Origin of the sequence: Xanthomonas hortorum pv. cynarae (genome assembly GCF_002939985.1) — a bacterium.
GTDB lineage: Bacteria > Pseudomonadota > Gammaproteobacteria > Xanthomonadales > Xanthomonadaceae > Xanthomonas > Xanthomonas hortorum_D.
Window position 1 is genome coordinate 15,710 of sequence record NZ_MDFM01000043.1, and the last position, 17,834, is coordinate 33,543.

At 62.8% G+C, this 17,834-nt stretch carries 11 protein-coding genes and 1 pseudogene; 9 read left to right on the forward strand and 3 right to left on the reverse strand.

What is annotated here, in order from left to right:
* Nucleotides 1-124: 124 nt before the first annotated feature.
* The 7 genes and pseudogenes from XcyCFBP4188_RS20435 to XcyCFBP4188_RS20465 all read left to right on the forward strand — a co-directional run bounded on the left by XcyCFBP4188_RS20435 (nt 125) and on the right by XcyCFBP4188_RS20465 (nt 12,802).
* Entirely contained in the window at nt 125-5,134 is a 5,010-nt protein-coding gene (locus XcyCFBP4188_RS20435; protein ID WP_104592758.1) for an NAD-glutamate dehydrogenase, read from the forward strand.
* A gap of 502 nt (nt 5,135-5,636) precedes the next feature.
* Nucleotides 5,637-5,933: a hypothetical protein gene (locus XcyCFBP4188_RS20440; protein WP_074058799.1), complete on the forward strand. Its 297-nt coding sequence runs from the start codon at nt 5,637-5,639 to the stop codon at nt 5,931-5,933.
* Nucleotides 5,934-6,280: 347 nt separating this feature from the next.
* On the forward strand, nt 6,281-6,919 hold the full coding sequence (locus XcyCFBP4188_RS20445; protein WP_104592759.1) for a DUF1629 domain-containing protein: 639 nt from the start codon (nt 6,281-6,283) through the stop codon (nt 6,917-6,919).
* Between the two features lie 37 nt (nt 6,920-6,956).
* Nucleotides 6,957-7,322: pseudogene (locus tag XcyCFBP4188_RS23815) on the forward strand (hypothetical protein); the annotation flags it as partial.
* A gap of 83 nt (nt 7,323-7,405) precedes the next feature.
* Nucleotides 7,406-8,065 carry a DUF1629 domain-containing protein gene (locus XcyCFBP4188_RS20455; RefSeq protein ID WP_006450318.1) on the forward strand — a complete coding sequence of 220 codons (660 nt, stop codon included), beginning with the start codon at nt 7,406-7,408 and terminating at the stop codon, nt 8,063-8,065.
* 32 nt (nt 8,066-8,097) lie between these two features.
* Nucleotides 8,098-12,111 (forward strand): ribonuclease E domain-containing protein, encoded by a 4,014-nt coding sequence (locus XcyCFBP4188_RS20460; protein ID WP_104592760.1) that lies wholly within the window; start codon nt 8,098-8,100, stop codon nt 12,109-12,111.
* Nucleotides 12,112-12,151: 40 nt separating this feature from the next.
* Nucleotides 12,152-12,802, forward strand: coding sequence for a hypothetical protein (locus XcyCFBP4188_RS20465; protein ID WP_104592761.1), 651 nt, complete (start codon nt 12,152-12,154; stop codon nt 12,800-12,802).
* A 134-nt stretch (nt 12,803-12,936) separates the two neighbouring features.
* Here the strand turns inward: XcyCFBP4188_RS20465 and XcyCFBP4188_RS20470 are convergent, their stop codons facing one another.
* From XcyCFBP4188_RS20470 to XcyCFBP4188_RS20480, 3 genes are all read right to left on the reverse strand, one after another.
* Nucleotides 12,937-13,938, reverse strand: coding sequence for an NADP-dependent oxidoreductase (locus XcyCFBP4188_RS20470; RefSeq protein WP_006449722.1), 1,002 nt, complete (start codon nt 13,936-13,938; stop codon nt 12,937-12,939).
* A gap of 228 nt (nt 13,939-14,166) precedes the next feature.
* Nucleotides 14,167-14,955 carry an SDR family NAD(P)-dependent oxidoreductase gene (locus tag XcyCFBP4188_RS20475; RefSeq protein ID WP_006449721.1) on the reverse strand — a complete coding sequence of 263 codons (789 nt, stop codon included), beginning with the start codon at nt 14,953-14,955 and terminating at the stop codon, nt 14,167-14,169.
* 48 nt (nt 14,956-15,003) lie between these two features.
* Entirely contained in the window at nt 15,004-16,086 is a 1,083-nt protein-coding gene (locus tag XcyCFBP4188_RS20480; protein ID WP_006449720.1) for an alkene reductase, read from the reverse strand.
* 132 nt (nt 16,087-16,218) lie between these two features.
* Between XcyCFBP4188_RS20480 and XcyCFBP4188_RS20485 the strand changes: the two genes are divergently transcribed.
* Nucleotides 16,219-16,794: a TetR/AcrR family transcriptional regulator gene (locus XcyCFBP4188_RS20485; protein WP_006449719.1), complete on the forward strand. Its 576-nt coding sequence runs from the start codon at nt 16,219-16,221 to the stop codon at nt 16,792-16,794.
* 98 nt (nt 16,795-16,892) lie between these two features.
* Nucleotides 16,893-17,747, forward strand: a complete 855-nt coding sequence (locus XcyCFBP4188_RS20490; protein ID WP_104592762.1) for an oxidoreductase — start codon at nt 16,893-16,895, stop codon at nt 17,745-17,747.
* Nucleotides 17,748-17,834: the final 87 nt, after the last annotated feature.

Consider the following 17,834-nt stretch of genomic DNA (forward strand, 5'->3'; position numbering starts at 1 on the left):
CAGCGGTAATGCTTTTGCAGCCTGCGCGCGCCGACTGACGGCTGAGGATTTGCGCTATGCAGCAAGGCGTCGTCATCGCGCATCGGTACAATTCAGGTTTTCCACCGAGCATCCCAGCTCTCTCATGACAGCCAAGAAAGCCGCTTCGAAATCGTCCACGACGCCGACCAAGCCGGTCGCCGAACGTGCCGTCCCCGTGCTTGCCAGCGCACCGCAGGCGGTCGTTCTGGAGCCGGTGTTTGCCGCATTGCGCAAGCGCTACCCGGCGGCCCGCCAGGCCGAAGTGCAGCTGTTCGCAGCCGGCTTCTATCGCCGCATGGAAGAGGACGAGTTCCCCAACCATCCGCCCGAGCAATGGGCGGCGCTGGCGGCGGACATGCTGGAATTTGCACGCACGCGCAAGGCCGGTACGGTCAACGTGCGGGTGTTCAACCCGACCTTGAAGAGCCACGGTTACGAGTCGCCGCACACGCTGTTGCAGATCGTCAACGACGACATGCCGTTCCTGGTGGACTCGGTGAGCATGACGCTGTCTGACCTGGGCATCGGCGTGCACGTGCTCGGCCACCCGGTGCTGCGCATCGCGCGCGACAAGGCCGGCAAGCTGACCGCGGTGGGCGAGGGCAAGAGCGAGTCGTTGATGGTGCTGGAGATCGACCGCCAGCCCGCCGAAGAAATGCCCAAGGTGGAAGCGGCGGTGCGCAAGGTGCTGGCCGAAGTGCGCGCCATCGTGCACGACTGGGCCGCGATGCGCGAAAAGATGGTGATGCTGGCCGACGACCTGGCCACCCGGCGCTTGCCGATGGACGACATCAGCCGCCACGAGGCGCAGGAATTCCTGCGCTGGGCCTCGGCCGACCACTTCACCTTCTTCGGCTATCGCGAATACCGCGTCGAGAAGCAGGACGGCCAGGACGTGCTGGCGCCGGTGGAAGAGACCGGGCTGGGCCTGATGCGCGGCCACGACACCTCGCCGGCGCGCCCGGTGACCACGCTGGCAGCGCACGGCTTGAATACCTCGTCCAAGCTCAAGGACGCGCTGATCCTGACCAAGACCAATGCGCGCTCGCGCGTGCATCGGGTTGGCTACATGGATTACATCGGCGTCCTGGAGTTCGATGCCAAGGGCCGCATCGTCGGCGAGCAGCGCTTTCTGGGCCTGTTCACCTCCAGCGCCTACAACCGCCGCCCGTGGGAAATTCCGTTGGTGCGTCAGCGCCACGAATACGTGATGAGCAAGTCCGGGCTGACCCCGAGCAGCCACAGCGGCAAGGCGCTGCGGCACATCCTCGAGACGCTGCCGCGCGAGGAGCTGTTTCAGTCCAACGAAGAAGAGTTGTATCGCACCGCGATCGGCATTCTCGGTCTGCAGGAGCGCGTGCGTAGCCGCATGTTCCTGCGCCGCGACAAGTACAGCCGCTTTATCTCCGCGCTGGTGTATATCCCGCGCGAGCGCTTCAACACCGATGTGCGCCTGCGTATCGAAGCCTTGCTGAAAGATGCGCTGCATGGCGAGTACATCGACTCCAGCGTGGTGCTGGGCGAGTCGCCGCTGGCGCAGCTGCATCTGATCGTGCGGCCCAAGAGTGGCGAGGCGCTGGAATTCAACACCACCGAACTCGAATCGCGACTGGCGCATCTGCTGCGCAACTGGCGCGATGCCTTGCGCGAGGCGCTGGTTGCGCGGCATGGCGAAGCCAATGGTTTGCGCATGGCGGCCAACTTCGGTCGTGCGTTGCCGGCTGGCTATATCGAAGATTCCTCGATCGAATCGGCGGTGTCCGACGTCGAGCATCTGGCCACGCTGGACGGCCCGGACGACCTGCACCTGAGCCTGCAGGAAATCCGCCGCGACGACGGCATGCGTCTGGATGCCGGTGAAGGCCTGCGCCTGAAGCTGTATCGCCAGCTCGACGACATTCCGTTGTCCGATGCGATGCCGATGATGGAGAACATGGGCCTGCGGGTGATCTCCGAGCGGCCGTACCGGCTGCAGGTTGGCGAAACCCCGGTGTATATCCAGGATTTCGAGGTCGAATCGACCGCCGGCAAGATCAATGCGGCCCACGCCGATGCCGGCTTTGGCGAAGCCTTCGAACGCATCTGGAATGGCGATGCCGAAAACGACGGCTTCAATCGTCTGATTCTGGCCGCCGGCCTGCATTGGCGCCAGGTCGCGCTGCTGCGCGGCTATTGCAAGTATCTGCTGCAGACTGCGGTGCCGTTTTCGCAGGCTTATGTCGAGGCGACGTTCACCCGCTACCCGCTGCTGGCGCGCTTGTTGGTGGAATTGTTCGAAGCGCGCTTCGACCCCTCCACCGGCAAGGAGACCAAGGCGCAGATCTTCGCCGGCCAGGAACGTCTGCGCGAGGAATTGTCGGTATTCGCAGCCGGCGACGAGGCCACGCTCAAGGCCTTGGAGCCGGTGTTGCAGGCACGTGGCAGCGACCGCGCCGCGCAGCAGGAGGCCACCCGCGCCACGCTGCTGAAGTTGATGGACCGCGTGTCCAGCCTGGACGAAGACCGCATTCTGCGCAGCTTCATCGACGTGATCGATGCCACGCTGCGCACCAACTATTACCAGACCGACAAGAGCGGCAAGCACGGCCACTGCATCAGCTTCAAGCTGGATTCGGCGATCGTGCCGGACCTGCCCAAGCCGCGTCCGTACCGCGAAATCTTCGTCTACAGCCCGCGTGTGGAAGGCGTGCATCTGCGCTTCGGCGCGGTGGCGCGTGGCGGCCTGCGTTGGTCGGACCGTCGCGAAGATTTCCGCACCGAGGTGCTGGGGCTGGTCAAGGCGCAGATGGTCAAGAACACGGTCATCGTGCCGGTCGGCGCCAAGGGCGGTTTCTACGTCAAGCGTTCGCCGGTGGGTGGCGACCGCGACGCAGTACAGGCCGAAGGCATCGCCTGCTACAAGCTGTTTATCCAGAGCCTGCTCGATATCACCGACAACATCGTCGGCGGCAAGATCGTGCCGCCGCCGCAGGTGGTGCGTCACGACCAGGACGACCCGTATCTGGTGGTCGCTGCCGACAAGGGCACTGCCACGTTCTCCGACATCGCCAACGGGTTGGCGCTGGATCACGGGTTCTGGATGGGCGATGCGTTCGCCTCCGGCGGCTCGGTCGGTTACGACCACAAGGGCATGGGCATTACCGCGCGCGGCGCGTGGGAGTCGGTCAAGCGCCACTTCCGTGCGATGGGGCGCGACTGCCAGAGCCAGGAGTTCAGCGTGGTCGGCATCGGCGACATGTCCGGCGACGTGTTCGGCAATGGCATGTTGTTGTCGCGGCATATCCGTCTGTTGGCCGCGTTCGATCACCGGCATATCTTCCTGGATCCCAATCCGGATGCAGCCGCCTCGTTCGCCGAGCGCGAGCGTTTGTTCAAGCTGCCGCGTTCCAGCTGGGCCGATTACGAGGCCAAGCTGATCAGCGCCGGTGGCGGCATCTACCCGCGCACGCTCAAGTCGATCGACATCAGCGCGCCGGTGCGCGAAGCCTTGGGTCTGGAATCCAACGTCAAGCAGCTCTCGCCGAACGAACTGATGAACGCCATCCTCAAGGCGCCGGTGGATCTGTTCTGGAACGGCGGTATCGGCACCTATGTCAAAGCCTCCAGCGAATCGCACGCCGATGTGGGCGACCGTGCCAACAACGGCCTGCGCGTCAATGGCGGCGAGCTGCGCTGCAAGGTGGTGGGCGAGGGTGGCAATCTGGGCCTGACCCAGCTCGGTCGTATCGAGGCTGCGCAAACCGGCGTGCTGCTCAATACCGACTTTATCGACAACTCGGCCGGCGTGGACACCTCCGATCACGAGGTGAACATCAAGATCCTGCTCAACGACATGGTGCAGGCTAAGAAGCTCACCTACGACGCGCGCAATACGCTGCTCGCCTCGATGACCGACGAAGTGGCCGACCTGGTGCTGTGGGACAACTATCGCCAGAACCAGGCGATCAGCCTGATGGAGCGCATGAGCGTCAAGCGCCTCGGCTCCAAGCAGCACTTCATCCGCACGCTGGAACTGCAGGGCCTGCTCGATCGCCAGATCGAGTTCCTGCCTTCGGATGCGGAACTGTCCGCACGCAAGGCGCGCGGGCAGGGCTTGTCGCGGCCGGAGCTGTCGGTGCTGTTGTCGTACTCCAAGCTGGTGGCGTTCCAGCAGCTGCTGGAATCGGATATTCCCGAGGACCCGTATCTGTCCAAGGAATTGCAGCGTTACTTCCCGCAGCCGCTGCAGAAAAAGTACGCCGATGCGATGGAGCGGCACCGCCTCAAGCGCGAAATCATCGCCACGGCGGTGACCAACACCACCATCAATCGCATGGGCGCCACCTTCCTGATGCGCATGCAGGAAGACACCGGCCGCAGCATCGGCGAGGTCGCCAAGGCCTACACCATCAGCCGCGAAACGCTGGATGCGCGCGCGCTGTGGACGCAGATCGATGCGCTGGATGGCAAGGTGCCCGAGTCGGTGCAGATCGATGCACTGGAAGTGATCTGGCGCCTGCAGCGCTCGTTCGTGCGTTGGTTGCTGTTGCGTCCTGGCCAGATGCCGGGCATCACGGCGGCGGTGGAGCGTTACCACGGCCCGTTCAACGACATCCGTGTCGCTTCCGGTGTGCTCTCCGATACGCAGCGCCCGCAGTACGAAGGCAGCGTGCAGGAATGGCAGGAGAAGGGCCTGCCGCCGCAACTGGCGCAACAGTTGTCCGAGCTGCGCTATCTGGAGCCGGCGTTCGACATCATCGAAACCGCGCGCACCCGCAAGCTCAAGCCGGTGGACGTGTCCAAGGTGCATTTCCGCCTGGGCGAAGCGCTGCGCCTGCCGTGGTTGTTCGAGCAGATCGACGCGCTGGAGGTCAACGGCCGCTGGCACGCCGTGGCACGTGGCGTGCTGCGCGACGAGCTGGCCGCACACCAACGCGCGTTGGTCGGCCAGGTGTTGACGATGTCAGGCAGCACGGCCGAGGACAAGGTGGCCAACTGGCTGGCGCGCGACGATTCGAGCCTGCGCTTCACCCTGGCCATGCTCGCCGATGTGGCCGAGCAGAAGACGCTCGACTACCCGACTGTGTCGGTGGCAGTGCAGCGGTTGGGGCAGCTGGCTGCGCACGGGAGGTAACCGCAATATCCGTGGTGGCGAGACACCGTTTCGCCACCACGGTGCCCGCAGCTCGCCGTGTTGTCATTTGCGTCTACGAAAAATGCCTCCTTAGCGCGGCTTTTTTTGTCCCCAACTGCGGCACTTGACACTCTTGGCTGCCGCAATAAAGATCTCTTTGCTGCGGTAACTCCCGCAGCCGGGTGTGGAAGCCCGAAATCCAAGGCGCACAAGCGCCCACACTGCCGATGCAGGCGCTTTTTTTGTGCTTGCTGATTGATGGCGGGGCGTGCTCGTCAGCTTTATGGCGGGCGGTGCGCGGGGGCCGCAAGGCCCGCCGGCCCTTGGACCGGTCTTCCAACCGCGCACCGTCCGCCACCTCGTTTGGAAGCGGGGTGACGGACTCCATCATCCAAGGAGAGCCATCATGCCGCGCAACAACTCTGCCCATTCGGGCAGCACTGCATCAGATTCACGTGCCACAAGCCCCGATGCACCCAATCGCATCACGGAGCATGAAGACGTGTTCTTCCGTCGACTGTCCGAGTCACGTGGTGCGGAAGCTACCAACGGCTTGCATTGGTCCGATCTGCCAATGCAATTTAGCCTGGCTCTCAAATGCGCACATATCGATCACTGCCTGGTCGGACTGCATGGCGTGTTGGAGGTGCTACATGCCAGCGCGGCCGCCCGCGAGGGCGGCCAGCCCGGCTTGAGCGGCGACCTAACCGATCGCTTGCTCTACGCATCGCGTGCGCTGGCTGAGTCGGGAAAAGAATCGCTCTATGCGCTGCAAGAACGTATTGCAGCTACATCGTAAAAGATAGTGCGAACGTCAGTTGTCGAACGGCGACGCACTTCCTGCATCCTGGTTGCGAGAAATGTTGGGTGCGCGGCACCCAATTACCGGTGCTGACTTGATTCCTGAATCGGTAAGAGCTGCGGCACCTTCCATGTCGAGCGTTGCTGGCCATCACGAGTGATTGTCTGCAGGCGTTGGGGCATCAGCCGTGTGTCAGACCCCGTATTCCGATTTCCGGTCAAAAGTTTTTGCATTTGCGAACGTGAAGGCCGGACTTTGTCGCCACGGCACGGATTGGCTCAACAACGGGGTTGCGGGTAAGCTTTTCACAGACAGCCGAGAGGCGGATGGATGGAACATCGCATATGGAATCGACAACCTCCGCTCTGCCTAAGCCCGGGGAGTTTTTCATCTTGGAGGCGGGCACAATCAACGGCCCTGTGAACGGTGTCGTCTTTGAGAACGTCAAGCACTTGTTGTCCCCCCCGCGCCTGATTCTGAAGCCCGAAGTTGGTGGCTTCCCTCCACTGCGCGAAACCCCGCGTTTGGTCTATAACCCCAACAAGGGCCCGCCACCTTTGGACCTAGAACCTGGGTTCAGCGGCTACTGGCTGGTGTCTGAGCGGCTCCAGCAAGTCATGGCAACGGTCGATCCCCACGCGTTTGCGTTCGCAGAAGTGGACTACCGCCTTGCCGCCGGTAGTGCTGGTCCGCGACATTTCCTTTGCGACGTGGTCCAACAAATCGACGCGTTGGATGAAGTGGCCTCCCGACTTTTTGTTGACACCACAGAGCCGTTCGTTAACGGCAAGTTCTACGATCTGACGGGCGGGGCCAGCGTTACCTTTGACCGCCGCCGGTTGGGCGACGCTCACGTGTTCAAGACCCCTTACACCGGTGCGGTCTTCTGCGATCGGGTGTTCAAAGACGCCGTGACGGCGGCCGGAATGGCGACCGATACTGACGCCGACGGCCTTTGGCTGATCGACGCTTCGGATATCTAGTCGCGCAAGCCCGACGGTTTAGGAAGGAGCCCGATCCATGCCTCGCAGCAGGCCTGTTTTCCAAGACCACCACGCCATCGAGCAACAGACGCTGGATCGAAGCCCCTTGCTCAAAGCGTTGTCGAACGCAGGGCATTTCGATATTCACGCACCGGAGAACCGACTGTTCCTGCCATCGGACCCCGCGTTTGCGCAGACCCTGGGCATCACCCCGCATCGCGGGGGGCCCATCAGTGACTACCAAGTCGAGTTACGGCAGAGGTTGTGGCGCTTGGAGCAGACCCCAGACGGAGTGGGAGCGCTGGCCGGCGATGCGGATGCTCTGGAGCGCATCGCCGGGCGTGTGGAAACGCTGCGCGATACCGTCCGCGTGGGCCTCATTCGAGGAGGCCAAAAATCTAACTGGACTAGGCATTTCAACAGTTTCTTGTCTCTCATCGGTTGCTGGGAGGTAAGCTTTCCTCAGCATGCGGAGGCCAAATCAGGATGGACGAGATGCAGCACATGGAATCGACAACGCCGAACAAGCCAGCGCCAGACACTTTCTTCATGCTTGTGTCTGACATGGAGAGCAATCACCCAGTTTGTGGCGTGCAGTTCGCCAACAAGCGCCAGCTTCTTTCTCCTCCCCGGCTGATCCTGCGGCCGGACGAAGGCGGTTTTCCGCCCCTTCGCGAAACACCGTTGCTGATCTATGAGCCGAGCGCAGGCCCCGAGCCACGTGACTTGGAGGCGGGATTCAGCGGCTACTGGCTGGTTTCCGAACGCCTCCATGACGTCATGGTGGCCGTCGATCCGAAGGCGTTTGCTTTCGCAGACGTGGACTACCGTCTAGCCGACGGCACGCCAGGCCCGCGCCACTACCTTTGCGATGTGGTGCGCGAGCTGGATGCGCTCGATGAAGAAGCATCGAGGCTGAAAATCAAGGTTGATGACGACTACGTGCGCGGGAAGTTCTACTCCCTGGCTGGTGGCGCGAGCCTGGCGTTCCGCAGCGAAACACTTGCGGGAGCTCACGTGTTCCGCACGCCTTTTAATCCAAAGGCGTTCTGTGACCGCGTCTTCAAGGCCGCAGTCCTCGCTGCCGGCATTCCAGACGACGCGGAATCTAGCGGCATCTCGTTCATCGACGCGTCGGATATTTGATTCCACGAGGCAGCGAGGAAGGAGCCTAGGTCATGCCCAGCAGCAATCCCCTGTTCCAGGGCCACCACGCTCTTGAGCAGCAAGTGTTTGCAGAAGATCCTCTCTTGCAGGCATTGGTTGAGTCGGGTCGTTTTCATAAAGACGTGGCCACTAACCTCATCAACCTGCCCAGTGACAGAGCGTTGGCCCATACCTTGGGTGTCAGCCCCCATTCGGGTGGTCCTTTGCGGGCCTACAAAACGGGGACCATGCTGGCCTTGTCGGATCTGGCTTCAACGAAAGACGGCATGGCCGCGTTGAATGGGGACGAGGGCGCTTTGGACCGGATGGCAATGAAGGTCCAACGGCTAAGCGATGCGGCGCAGGTGGCATTGGTCAACGGCGAACTCCACACCAACGCTGGTCTGAATCAAACCAGGGACCAGGCACGCGCTATCACCAACGCTTTTTTCGATGATCCGATCAGCAACTCGCCGACGAGCTACGCCTCGAAGAATGTGATGCAGATGGATGCGCACGGGCAGGCGAGCTGGAACACACGGCAATGGGCGGTGGTCACGCACAACGAGGGCCGGATCGTCTCCACGCTCAATCACCTTCAAAGTTCAGGACAGCCGTTGACCCGCGGCGGCAACCTAGATCTTCAGCGGCATGGCTTAAGTCAGGCCATCTCCGACGCTTACCACGGCGGAGAGCTCACGCTGTCACCCGGTGGCGTCGCCGTGGTTGAGAACACCTTGGGCGCTGAAGCCGCCAGACCTTTGCGAGTTCCTCGCGGTCAAAGCGGTGCCGCGTCCATGGAAGTGTTACTCGGCAATGCGTCGGCCAGCACCTTGGTGCGCTCGGGCGGCTTGCTGGCCACCGGCGCCGATGCGGTATTGACTGCTCGCCGTTCGGCCGAGTTGCTGGAACAAGGCAATGCCACGGCCGCGCAGTCCGAGGTCACCCATGCACTGGCCCGCAACTTCGGCGGTTGGGCCGGTGGCGCGTCCACGGCCGCAGCGCTGGGTGGCAGCGGCTTCGTGCCTGCGGCCTTGGTCGTCGGTGACGCGCTGTTGATGAGCAAGGCGTTCGACAAGGGCGCCGATTTGCTGGACAACCGCGCCATCTATCACCAGACCGACAAAACCGGCGTGGAGTGGCAGTTCAACGGTCGCAACTGGCAGCGCGAAGCGGCCATCGACCTTGCCCAGGATGGCCGCCGCACGTCGGGCGAGCAGCCCGTGGTCGCCAGCTATGGGAAATCGCAGGAGCTGGGCGCTCTGGCCAACGCGAAGGCGGTGGAGTTGGCGCTGGGCAAAGCCCCGCCGCCCCAGGACCCTTTCAACCTCCCCGCACAGGCAAGCGACCAAGTGGGATTGGACAACCAGAATTGGCAGCGCAATCCCGAGCGTCAGACTTGGGAGCGCCAAGTCAGGACTGCCGCGTCCGGCACCGATGAGATTGGCAGCTACGCCCTCCAACTCGCGCCCCCGGAACGCGTGCAGCAGCTCAACCAGGAGGCGCTGGCACGCATCGAAAGCAACATCGCCACCGGGCGCGAGGCCATCACGGCCGCCTACCTGGAAAACCACGCCGCGCAGCGCGCTCAGGCTTACGGCGTCGGAGTACCGGCGGCGGTCCAAGCCGCCCAAGCCAAGTCAGGCGCTGTGCTGGGCTCGGACGCTCAGCTTTACCAGCGCACCGGTTCAGGACAGTGGGCCGGCAAGGATGGCGTCGCCAGCGGCAACCTGGCGGTGGAGCTGGAACTGACCGACCAACTGCGGCAACCCTCGTTGGAACGTTCTCAGGAAGCCTTGGCGGCAATCCAAGCGCTTCCCGCACCCACGGCTGCGCAGCTGGAGCACAACGAGCTGCTGCACCGTTACCGGGCCGCCGGCGTTGATTTGAACGTCAATCCGCAGACCCAGCAGGCCGTGGCGCTGGCCTCGCAGCGGACCATGGACGCCAATGGCATCACCGGGCCGACCATGCAGCAGCTACAACGCAACGCGTCCGGTCAATACGGTTACGACAGCCCCATCGCGCACCTCCAGCGCGGCAGCGATGGGGTGACTCGCGTGGTGGCCGTCACCAGCAGCGAAGACATCCGGCAGGCGCTCGGCGAGGTGCGGGGTCTCCGACATGAACCTTCAACCCTTGCACGAGCGCCCGAAGCGACGGGAGATGCCGACACCTCGACCTCCGACTCGTCCAATCCGCAGCAGGTGCTCGACATCCAGGCACGCATGCAGGCCTCTGTCGCGGCGCAAGCGCGCCAAGAACGCGAACAGCAGGATCGTCTCGCGCAAGAGCAGCACGCCGCGCAGGTGCGCGAGCACCTCCATCAGGCACAGCCTGAGCGCGAAGATCAGTCGCAGAGCGAGCAGGCAGTCCAGGCGCAGGCGATGCTGGAAGGTCAACGCCAAGCAGAGCAGCAGCGCGAACAGGAAGACCACCAGCTACAGGAGCGTGAGAGTAGGGAAGTCCAGCAACGACAGGCGCAGGAACGCCAAGCCGAGGACAACCAGCAGCGGGAACAGCAAGACCGCCAGGCTCAAGACGCCCGGCAAGTTGAGGCCCAGGAAGCTCAGGCTCGGCAAGCACAGGATCAGCAGCAACAAGTGCAAGGACTGGAACAGCAGCAGGCCCAGCGTCAGGAATCCTCGCCGCAACCGGGCACTCAGCTGCACGCTCAAGATGCCGCGCCGGCTCAACAATCGACGCGTGCTGAGTTGCAGCAGGAGGGCGCAAGCCAGCAGCCACAGAACCAACATGCACGCGAAAACCTGGCTCGCAACACATCTGACCCACTGAAGCAAACGCACAGTCCAAGTGACGCGCAGCCGCATCGAGCACAAGAAGCGGAGCGCACGCTGGAAATACAGGCGGTGGAGAATCGCGACACCGCTCAGCTTCAAGTGCTTTCATCCGAGGGCCCGGAATCCTGTAACCAACCTTCGCAAGGCGCGGAGGCCGATGCGGTGCCTCCAGCGCTGCACCAGCAAGTGCAAACGCATCCGGCGGAGATAGAGCAAGCGTCGGTCCGCCAGCAAGACGTGGCGCGTGAGCACGAGGCAGAGCCGGTTCGCGTTATTGCCCCAACAACGCCTGCGACAGCAGAGCCGTTGATTGCATCGCAGGCCACGGCGCTTACCACTCCTGAGGAGCGAGAAACCAAGGCTGAGCAGCCCCGTCCTTCAGACGCGCTGCATGCCTATCAGGAGGCGGCTTTACTGCCCGCAGCACACCTCGCGCAGGCACGCGAGCAGTCCTTGGAAGCCAGTGCAGAGAATCACTTGCCTCAAGGACCAGCGGATGCGGAAAACCAGCGCACCCCATCGACTCTGGCGCAGGACCGCAGCGCCGCAGACCCGGGTGGCGCCCTGTTCCTGGAAGAGACCATGCGCTCGTTGCGCCAACTGCAACAGGAGATTGAGGCGGCGGATCGGGAAGACGAACGCTTCCACCAGGAATGGAAGGAGTATCGCGAGCGCGGAGAACCCTATCCCTTCGCTCGCGACGGCGCGCGGGACCAGGAGAGTGGCAGCATTGATGCATTCAGCGCGCACGAACAAGGCCAACGCTCTCCCAGTGAAGCTGTTGAGCAAACCGATGCCTTTCCACCTCTAGCCCAGCGCTCCACCGGGCCAGGGGGAAGGGATGGGTCAAACGATTCCTCGCAGATAGAGCGGAAATCCATTACGGGCGACCCTGACATGGATGAGGTGCTCTATGCGCTCGACAGCAAGAACGAGCTAGCGATCGAGCAGGCTTTAAATCGGGTGGCCAACAGCGCAGCGACGCAGGCGTTATTGAACAAAGGCAACGACTTCCTGGACGCGCAGGCCCAGCAGGAGGCCCAGGAACACGTCGCCACACGCCAGGCGCTGGGGATGGACGTCTCAGCGGAAATCAACACCAGCCGCGGACCGGTGATGGTGATGACACTGCCAGAGTTTGCCAAGGGGCCGATGCAGAGCGGTCCCCAAGGGGATGGCGGTGGTGGTGGAGATGGCGGTGGGGGCGGTGGAGGAGGCGGTGGTGGTGGAGGGGGCGGCGGTTAGTCAAAATCTCTCTCGTAACTAGCCGAGCTTAGGAGACCTCATGGACAGGCAAGGCGCTGCCGCAATAGCGGAAATGATGGCGACGTTGAACGCATCCAATGCGTCTTTGCAAGAGACCATCACGGTGCTGACGACGTTGATGGCATCCATGCAGCAGCGCGAACAGCGGTTGCGCGATGTGGTCGCCGAGCAACTCCAGGTGCTCCAGAACGCAGTGGGCAGCGCAGACTCCAAGGTCAATCGAGTGCTGGAGAACGCACTCCCGAGACTGACGCAGCTGACCAATCAAGCGTTGACGCAGACGCTGGAGCCAGCCGCCAAGCGGTTCAACAAAGAGATGGCCCATGCTGACGAGACATTGCAGCAAGCCACTCGACGTTACACGCAGGCCCAGCAATCCTTGGAAACAAAGATCACGCGGCGCATGGGCATCGCATCCGCCACAATGCTCGTGGCGGGCGTCCTGGGCCTGGGGGCGGTGGCTTACTCGGTTGGCATCATCAACGAAAAGCGAACCGAACTCGCACAGCTTCGAGCCTCCATCGACTACATGGAGCGCGTGTCGCGTGCCGATCTGGCGCCCTGTGGCGAAGGCAGGCTCTGCGCTACCTTCGAGAAAAACGGGCCGCGTTATGGCAACCAGCGGCAATACAGAGCGATCAACCTGCGCACGGCGCCTGCTGGGCAATAATGCCCATGCATCGCAATGTCTGTAGTGCAACGAAGGCAGCGTTGCAATCAGCAATAAGTGAGCAGCATTAGCCTTCGGGCGACCTTTTGCACGATGCGGGTCTGCACTGATTGCCGCGATCTCATTTCGTAGCCTTATCTGATCTTCACAACCACCTTGCCCTTGGCACGGCCCTGCGCAAGATAGTCCAATGCGTCCTTCGCTTGCGCGAACGCAAACACCTTGTCGATGACCGGGCGGATGCGTTCGGCTTCTAGCAATTCGCCGATCTTGGCCAGTTGTGTGCCATCGGGGCGCACGAACAGAAAGGTGTAGGCGACGCTGTGCTTGTTTGCAAGACGGATGATCTTGCGGCTCATCATGGCAAAGACGAATTGCAGCACGACATTCAACCGGCGTGCGCGCGCGAAGGCTGCATCCAGTGGCCCGACCAGCGATACGATCTTGCCGCCGGGCTTGAGAATCGTGAGGGATTTTTCAAGCGTATCGCCCCGGATGGTGCCAAGCACGATGTCGTAGCCGCGCAGGACGGTCTCGAATTCCTGCTGCTTGTAGTCGACCACCTCGTCTGCGCCCAGGCTGTTCACCAGTGCGACGTTGCCGGTGCTGGTGGTGGTGCCCACGCTGGCGCCGAAGTGTTTTGCAAGCTGGATCGCAAAGGTGCCGATGCCGCCGGAGCCGGCAGGAATGAAGACCTTCTGGCCTGGCTGCAGGGCAGCGCGTTCTTGCAAGGCCTGCCAGGAGGTGAGTGCGACCATTGGCACCGAGGCTGCCTGCACAAAATCCAGGTTGGCCGGCTTCAGCGCTGCGGCGCTTTCCGGGACCGCGACGTAGTCGGCGAGCGTTCCGCGGCCCAGATCGAACACGCTGGCAAAAATCGCATCGCCTTTCTTGAAGCGGGTGACGCGGCTGCCGACGTCGACGACAATCCCGGCCACGTCGCTGCCCAGCGTGGCGGGCAATTCGAACTTCACCACGGGTTTGAACATGCCGGTGGGAATCATGTTGTCGATCGGGTTCAAGCCGGCGGCATGCACTTCGACCAGCAGTTCGTCGGGTTTCACTGTCGGACGCGGCAGTTCGGAAAAACCGATGTCGGGCGACTTGCCATAGCGTTTGAAGGTGAGTGCTTTCATGTGGTTCGAGTCCAATGCTGTCGTTGTGTGTGAGTGGCCGGGTGTATGCGAGTCCCGGCCGCCGTCACCATTCGCGCTGGCAAATCAGTGGGTGCAGCTTGACCGCCATGTGAGCTGTTTATATCGATTGAATCTGTGGGGCAGTGCAAGTAATGCAGATGCGCAAGGCCTCAGTTAACTACCCGCACTGGTCGCGATGGCGACCAATGCAGGCACAGGATGAAAATCTCAGGCGCCTGGCTGATAACGCTCGGCCGCATTCGCTTGCCGAATGTCCGACAGCAACCCCTGGCGCGCGCCATCCAGTGCATCCCAGCGTTCGGCCGCGTGCAGCGGCGGAATGGTGACCAGTTCGCGGCGGTCGAAGCCGACCAGCGCGGCGTCGACCAGTTCGCCAACGTCCATCAAGTCGCTGAGCGTGTTGACGTCGATACCGGCACGCTCCCAGATCTCGGTGCGCGTGCCGGCCGGCAGCACGGCCTGCACATACACGCCCTTGGCTCCCAGCTCCAGGTGCAGGCCTTGCGACAGGAACAGCACGAAGGCCTTGGTGGCGCCATACACCGTCATGCCGAATTCGGGAGCCAGACCCACCACCGATCCGATGTTGACGATGGCGCCGCTGCCGGCTTGCGCAAAGCGCGGCGCAACAGCGCTGGAAAGCCGCGTCAGCGCGGTGATGTTGAGCGTGATCAGGCGTTCGATAGCTTCTGCGTTTTGCTGCAGGATGCCGCCCGATTGCGCGATGCCGGCATTGTTGATCAGGATGCCGATCTGTGCGTCGTCGCGCAGGCGAGCTTCCACTGCGGTCAGATCGGCGAGCTGCGTCAGGTCGGCCTGCAGCACGTCGACGTTGACGCCATGTGCATCCTGCAGACGCGTCGCCAGTGCGTCCAGGCGTGCTTTATCGCGCGCGACAAGCACCAGGTTGTGGCCGCGTTGTGCGAAGCGCTCGGCATAGACAGCGCCAATGCCGGTGGAAGCGCCAGTGATGAGGACAGCGGGAAGTGTGGTCATGAGAATTCCTTGGTGAGAAAGTTGTGAGAAGGACGAAGCGAAACAACTTCAGCTGGTGAGCGTCGGATAATCGATGTAGCCCTCGGCGCCACCGCCGTAGAGCGTGGCCGGATTCAACGGCGCCAGCACCGCGCCGGTTTGCAGACGTTCGACCAGATCGGGGTTGCTGATGAACGGGCGGCCGAAGGCGAACAAGTCGGCGTTGCCTGCGCCAAGCTGCGTATTGGCCAGCTCCAGGTCGTAGCCGTTGTTGGCCAGGTAAGTGCGTTTGAACTTGCTGCGCAGCGCGGCATAGTCGAACGGGGCAACATCGCGCGGGCCGCCGGTCGCACCTTCCACCACATGCAGATACACGATGCCCAGCGCATCGAGCTGCTCGGCGATGTAGTCGTATTGCGGCTGCGGATCGCTGCCGGAAATGCCGCTTGCCGGCGAGACCGGCGAGATGCGCACGCCAGTGCGATCCGCACCGATTTCCTTGCTCACGGCGGCCACCACTTCCAGCAACAGGCGTGCGCGGTTTTCGATCGAGCCACCATAGGCATCGGTGCGCTGATTGGCGCCGTCCTTGATGAACTGCTCCAGCAGATAGCCGTTGGCACCGTGAATTTCGACACCGTCGAAACCGGCAGCAATCGCATTGGCCGCCGCCTGGCGGAAGTCGTCGACGATGCCCGGCAGTTCGTCGAGCTCAAGCGCGCGTGGCTCGGAGACATCGGCAAAGCCGTTGTTGACGAACACCTTGGTCGCCGCACGGATGGCCGAGGGCGCGACCGGTGCCGCGCCGCCCGGCTGAAGGTCGACATGCGACACGCGGCCCACATGCCAGAGCTGCACGAAGATGCGCCCGCCCTTGGCATGCACGGCGTCTGTGACGGCGCGCCAGCCGGCGATCTGCTCGGGCGTGTACACGCCGGGAGTGTCCTGATAGCCCTGGGCCTGCGGCGATATCTGGGTGGCCTCGGTAATCAGCAGGCCGGCCGAGGCGCGCTGGGCGTAATAGGTCGCAGTCAGGGCAGTAGGTGCCAGGCCGGCGCCGGCCCGGTTGCGGGTCAGCGGGGCCATGACGATGCGATTGGCCAGGGTCAGGGGGCCCAGGGCATAGGGCTCGAACAGCGAAGAGTGGGTCATTGACGGTGCTCAGAAATCAGTGGTTGACAAAGATTACGATCAAAATCTAAGATGTCAAAACTTTGATGACGAGCAGCATCAATGTACGCTGCCGCTTTCCCCAGTCCCGCACAAGCACGGAGTGTCCCAACGATGAAAGTGACCAAGGCACAGGCGCAAGCAAACCGGGCGCACGTCGTCGAGACGGCCTCGGTGCTGTTTCGCGAGCGCGGTTACGAAGGCATCGGCATTGCCGATTTGATGGCCGCGGCGGGCTTCACCCACGGCGGCTTCTACAAACAGTTCCGCTCCAAGGCGGACCTGATGGCCGAATCGGCGGCCTGCGGGCTGGCCAACATCGCCGCGCAGACCGAGCACGCGGACAAGACGGATTTCGTGAAGTTCTATCTGTCGCGCGGACACCGCGACAGCCCCGCTACCGGTTGCACGATGGCTGCGCTGGGCGCCGATGCCGCGCGTCAGCCCGAGGAAGTGCGCGAAGCGTTTGCGGCCGGGGTTGAAAACCTGCTGGCTGCGCTCGACCGCAGCGGGGCTGCGCCCGGCACTGCCGAGGCAGCAACTGAGCGCGCCAGCAACCTGGACATGATGGCGCACGCCATCGGCGCCATCGTGCTGTCGCGGTCGTGCCCGGACGATTCGCTACTGGCCGACGAAATCATCGCGGTGTCTCGCGACCAGATCCTGTCGTCGTTGCAACCATCCAACTAACCGACACACGCGCATCCCGACACACGTGCATCCGCATCCCGCGCGGTTTTTGATCGTCAACAACTGCGCCTGTCACTCACTGCACTTTAGGAATTCCCATGACAAGCACATCCCCTGTTGCGCTGGTGACCGGCGCATCCTCCGGCATTGGCGAAGCCAGTGCCGAAGCATTGGCCGCCGCCGGCTATACGGTGTACGGCACCAGCCGTCGCGGCGCGCAAGCCGGCCAGCGCGCCTTCAAGCTGCTGGCGCTGGATGTGACCAGCGATGAGTCCGTGGATGCGGCCATCCAGGAACTGTTGCGGCTGGAGGGGCGCATCGACCTGCTGGTCAACAATGCCGGTTTCGGCGTGTCTCCCGCAGCGGCGGAAGAAAGCTCGATCGAGCAGGCCAAGGCCATTCTCGACACCAATTTCCTGGGCGTCGTGCGCATGACCCGCGCAGTAGTGCCGCACATGCGCCGCCAAGGCAGTGGCCGCATCATCAATATCGGCTCGATCATCGGCTTGGTGCCCACACCGTATGCGGCGCTGTATGCGGCCAGCAAACACGCAGTGGAAGGGTATTCCGAGGCCGTGGACCACGAGCTGCGCAGCTACGGGATCCGGGTTACCGTCATCGAACCGGCCTACACCAAGACCCAGTTCGAGGCGAACAATCTGGCCCCCGACGCGCCGCTGGAAACCTATCGGCAGGTTCGCACGCAGGTTGGCGAAGTGGTGGCGCAGGCCATGGCGAGTGCAGACGAGCCCTCCGTCGTGGCCGACGTGGTAGTAAAAGCAGCCCGCACTCATCATCCCAAGGTGCGCTACACCGCGGGCAAGATCGCCGGGCAACTGCAGTTGTTGCGGCGCTTTGCACCGGCAGGCGTGTTCCAGTCGCTGATTCGCAAGAATTTGCACCTGGATGCGAAGACGCCTGCTGATGCCAAAGCACCGTCTCACGCCAGGTAAGTCTAGGGCCTGTTAACACTAATGGCCCGAGCGATTAAACTATTGAGCATGGAGATCACGCCAGCACAATTTTCTCTGATCGAACAC

Excerpts from the sequence above, each read along its gene's own strand:
- XcyCFBP4188_RS20470 (WP_006449722.1), bottom strand. The coding sequence starts at position 13,938 with ATGAAAGCACTCACCTTCAAACGCTATGGCAAGTCGCCCGACATCGGT.
- XcyCFBP4188_RS20455 (WP_006450318.1), top strand. The coding sequence starts at position 7,406 with ATGGACGAGATGCAGCACATGGAATCGACAACGCCGAACAAGCCAGCG.
- XcyCFBP4188_RS20490 (WP_104592762.1), top strand. The coding sequence starts at position 16,893 with ATGACAAGCACATCCCCTGTTGCGCTGGTGACCGGCGCATCCTCCGGC.
- XcyCFBP4188_RS20460 (WP_104592760.1), top strand. The coding sequence starts at position 8,098 with ATGCCCAGCAGCAATCCCCTGTTCCAGGGCCACCACGCTCTTGAGCAG.
- XcyCFBP4188_RS20465 (WP_104592761.1), top strand. The coding sequence starts at position 12,152 with ATGGACAGGCAAGGCGCTGCCGCAATAGCGGAAATGATGGCGACGTTG.
- XcyCFBP4188_RS20475 (WP_006449721.1), bottom strand. The coding sequence starts at position 14,955 with ATGACCACACTTCCCGCTGTCCTCATCACTGGCGCTTCCACCGGCATT.
- XcyCFBP4188_RS20445 (WP_104592759.1), top strand. The coding sequence starts at position 6,281 with ATGGAATCGACAACCTCCGCTCTGCCTAAGCCCGGGGAGTTTTTCATC.
- XcyCFBP4188_RS20485 (WP_006449719.1), top strand. The coding sequence starts at position 16,219 with ATGAAAGTGACCAAGGCACAGGCGCAAGCAAACCGGGCGCACGTCGTC.
- XcyCFBP4188_RS20480 (WP_006449720.1), bottom strand. The coding sequence starts at position 16,086 with ATGACCCACTCTTCGCTGTTCGAGCCCTATGCCCTGGGCCCCCTGACC.
- XcyCFBP4188_RS20435 (WP_104592758.1), top strand. The coding sequence starts at position 125 with ATGACAGCCAAGAAAGCCGCTTCGAAATCGTCCACGACGCCGACCAAG.